Raw genomic sequence first — 3,440 nt, 5'->3', positions numbered from 1 at the left:
GCGGCGGTTGATTTATCCCCGGAATTACGGGAAAAAATTCTGCAAGAAGGGCTTTATGTGGCTCGGATTCATGACCAAGTATTTGAATTAGATATTCCCGATAATTTTCCACCTCAAATCTATTAAATAACCCTGCCCTAGGAAAAACTTTTTCAGTAAGCTTTATTGTAATTGTCCGCGCAGAGCATAACGATCTTTTTCTAAACCGAAAGCGAAGAGAAAAGAATGGAATATAGTGGGGTTAGAGAGAGTAAAAAAGAGAAAGAGAGCAATAACAGCTAATCCTGACGATAAACTAAACATAGTTTCGTAGGAAATTGCTAAAACCCCCAGAATTGGACCGGCTAAGGCTGTTCCCACATCAAAACCGCCGATGCAGATAGAATAGGCCCGGCCGCGTTCTTGGGGCCCAGAGCGATCGGAGATTAAAGCCAGTAACATAGGGAATAAAATCCCCCCTCCCGTACCTTCGAGGATAGCGGCTAAAATTAAATCGGAAGGAGATCGGGCAGAGGATAGAACCAACATGGATAAACCATAGCAAAAAACGCTAATAGTGATGAATAAACCCCGTCCATAGCGATCACTGGCTCCTCCCGACAAAATCCGTCCGATTACGCCCGATACTGCCGCACAACTGTAGAATAGACCGGCACTGAAAGGAAGTTGGTTTTCGAGGAGAAACAGGGGTAAAAAAGCGACTAAACCGCCGAATAAAGTACCGACCAGTAGAAAAACTAGGGTGGGGACTAAAAAAGCCCGCTCTTGACATAATGCCCAGAAACTGCGCTCAATTGTCTGATTTTCTGCCTTCATTTCGGCTAATTTTTTCTTGAAGTCCGGTTCTTGAATGGAGAAACCCAAGAGAAAGGCGATCGCTCCTGAAGTGGCAGAAACTAGAAATAAACCGTCATAACCGATCGATTCGTAGAGATAACTGCCTAAAGCCGGACCGATTCCCATGCCTAGGGGTGCAGTTAAGCTCATATAACCAATTATCTCCCCCCGTTGACGAACGGGGGAAAAATCCACCACTAGGGTACTGTAACCAGTGGTAAAAGCAGCGATACTGAGGCCATGGTAGGCGCGGACGGCGAATAAAGAGGAAAGATCGCGAAAAAATAGATAACCGAGGGGTGCGGTAGCGGCGACAATAGTTCCAAATAAAACCACTAATTTGCGACTGCGGCGATCGACTAGATTGCCTAACCAACTGCGCGATAAAATTAAACCGATGGCAAAGGCCCCCATGACAAAACCGATATCTTGTTTGCTACCGCCTAGTAATTTAATATAGGTGGGGAGAGTGGGGACGAGAGTGGTGATACTTATCCAGAAAAACAGCGCCGTGACGAAGAGGATCAGTAGTTGACGACGAGTTTCGCCAGTAAGCGATCGAAAAGTTTTGAAAGCGTTCACAACAGCGACCGTCACAGGCAACAAAAAGACCCGGAGATCACGCCAGTCACAAGCATCCCGTATTGCTGCTACCTTCCGGTCCTGACAAGGTTAAGGCGTTGTGATCGCATGAGTCCGAGTCTTTTCTATCATAACATCTTTTTCGGGGATACCGGTATTTTTTTCTGGAGAATTTCCTCTCAATCTAGACTGGGAACAGAAATTTTCTCAACGAGGGGGTTTTTGCAATTGTTGTTGTAGAGAAGTTTCCGGTTCGATCGCCAATCCGCTAAACTGTCGGATTAAGAGTGAAGGACTCTCCCTAGAATCGGCAGCGAGGAAAAATAACCAACGGCTGCCGGGGGTGAGTTGTTCGATGGAATTGAGGTTACTTGTCAACCAAATTAGCGGTAAATTAGGCAGATTAGCATTTTTTTGACTAGCTTTTGCATCTATACTGGCTAAAGTTTCTAAAATGACCCTTTCCCCCTGAATTAAACCCGTTTCACCCGTCCAGAGTTTCACATTTAATTGCCGACGATGGGCATAAAAATAGAGGGAAGCAGCGGCAATAATCGCCCGTTCAAAACTGTCTTCTTGCCAATCACAGAGGGTATCGAGACAGATAATCACTTCCTGTCCTCCCGTTAACACTTCTAATTCCCGAATTTGCAATTCTCCCAAACGGGCGCTAGTTTTCCAGTGAATTAAACGGGTAGAATCACCCCGGCGATATTGTCTCAGGTTTCGGGTCAGTCCTTGACTAGCCCTTTGATAATAGCGATTATTTTCTAATTTTTGTGCTACCTCTTGACCGAGGGAATCGATCAGGGGACATTGTTGTAAGGGTAAAATTTGCGGATAAACTAAAGCTTTAGCCGCCGCTTGCTGACAACGACGACACCAAAATAAACCCAGAGGGGCCGCTGTTCTTAATTGTACTTCTTGCCAGTGATAAACGCCCCGTTTACTGGTGGGTAAATAATAGGTCCAACGATGGCTACTTTTGGGGGCAATCGCTTCTATTGGGGTTATTTTTGGCTGATCGAGAACAATTGGCAGCATATCTGTCACTTCTAACAGATTTATCGGCTGATTGCTAGTATTTTCTATCTCTAGGCTAATACTAAGATCGTCTCCCGCACTTACGGGTACAATGGCAAGACGACGCACTTTCAGGGGAAGAAGGGAACGACGGGGTAGAATTATCGATAAAATTAAAACAGCGATCGTCGTGCCAGAGATAGCATACAACCATCCCGCCATGGTATTGGTCGCCGCTCCGAAAAAACAGAGGGTAATGCCAATGATTACCCCACCACCGTAAGCGGGTAAAATACCGCGATCTTCTAACCAAGTTTTCATAGGGTTTAATGGTTTTGTCGTCTTTGCTAGAAGGCTAAAAATCAGGCCCACACTTCTATAATTCCCCCAAAAGTCATGAGAAACTATCAAGGATATCGGACTGATCAGCTAAGGAAGTTCTCTTCCTTGCCACTCTTAGGATTTTTCTTAACAAAACTTAACAATTGATGGCAAAATTTTGCTTGCTTTTGTCGGCAGATTTTGGGATAATATTTTTAAAAGAGTTTATTCATAATGGGAATCTAAGCAGTCTGCTATAAACACAAACATCCCATTATAAGACAATCATAACCCAAGCCGCCGGCAAAGTCAAGCACTCACTCCTAATTATTTGTCGCCTAAAACTTCTAATTCCGTGGTCGGTGGGGGGGGGTTGGGGATATTAATTAAAATAACAAAGGTTGAAACCCGTGTTTGCGGGAAGCTGCGCCGATTTGTTCCATTTTAGGGACGGTAATTTGATTGCGTCCCCAGGAAAAATTAGTTTGCCAACCCTCCAACTCTAATAAAATCGCCTCGGCAAAACAGGCAAACATTTGACGAGAGGGAATATCCATATTAACGATTTTCATAATTTTCCAGTCAATATCGAGGGAATGCTCGACAATGCCGCCCTTAATCACCGAAATATCGGGGGCATTTAACACCGTGCCTAAATTTTTCGGATAACCACCATC

General features: G+C 44.6%; 2 protein-coding genes, 1 other RNA gene and 1 pseudogene. All 4 read right to left on the bottom strand.

Annotated features, from left to right (window positions below; translation table 11 throughout):
- Window positions 1-162: 162 nt before the first annotated feature.
- Entirely contained in the window at window positions 163-1,434 is a 1,272-nt protein-coding gene (locus IQ242_RS20005; protein ID WP_193961164.1) for an MFS transporter, read from the bottom strand.
- 9 nt (window positions 1,435-1,443) lie between these two features.
- Window positions 1,444-1,540, bottom strand: an RNA gene (gene ffs / locus IQ242_RS20000) — signal recognition particle sRNA small type.
- A gap of 86 nt (window positions 1,541-1,626) precedes the next feature.
- Window positions 1,627-2,763 carry a DUF58 domain-containing protein gene (locus tag IQ242_RS19995; RefSeq protein WP_193961163.1) on the bottom strand — a complete coding sequence of 379 codons (1,137 nt, stop codon included), beginning with the start codon at window positions 2,761-2,763 and terminating at the stop codon, window positions 1,627-1,629.
- Window positions 2,764-3,149: 386 nt separating this feature from the next.
- Window positions 3,150-3,440: pseudogene (locus IQ242_RS19990) on the bottom strand (long-chain acyl-[acyl-carrier-protein] reductase); the annotation flags it as partial.

Source organism: Microcystis sp. LEGE 08355 (genome assembly GCF_015207185.1).
In the GTDB taxonomy this organism is placed as follows: Bacteria; Cyanobacteriota; Cyanobacteriia; order Cyanobacteriales; family Microcystaceae; genus Microcystis; species Microcystis panniformis.
Note: the sequence above shows the minus strand (reverse complement) of the source record. Positions and strands in the feature narration are given on the sequence as shown.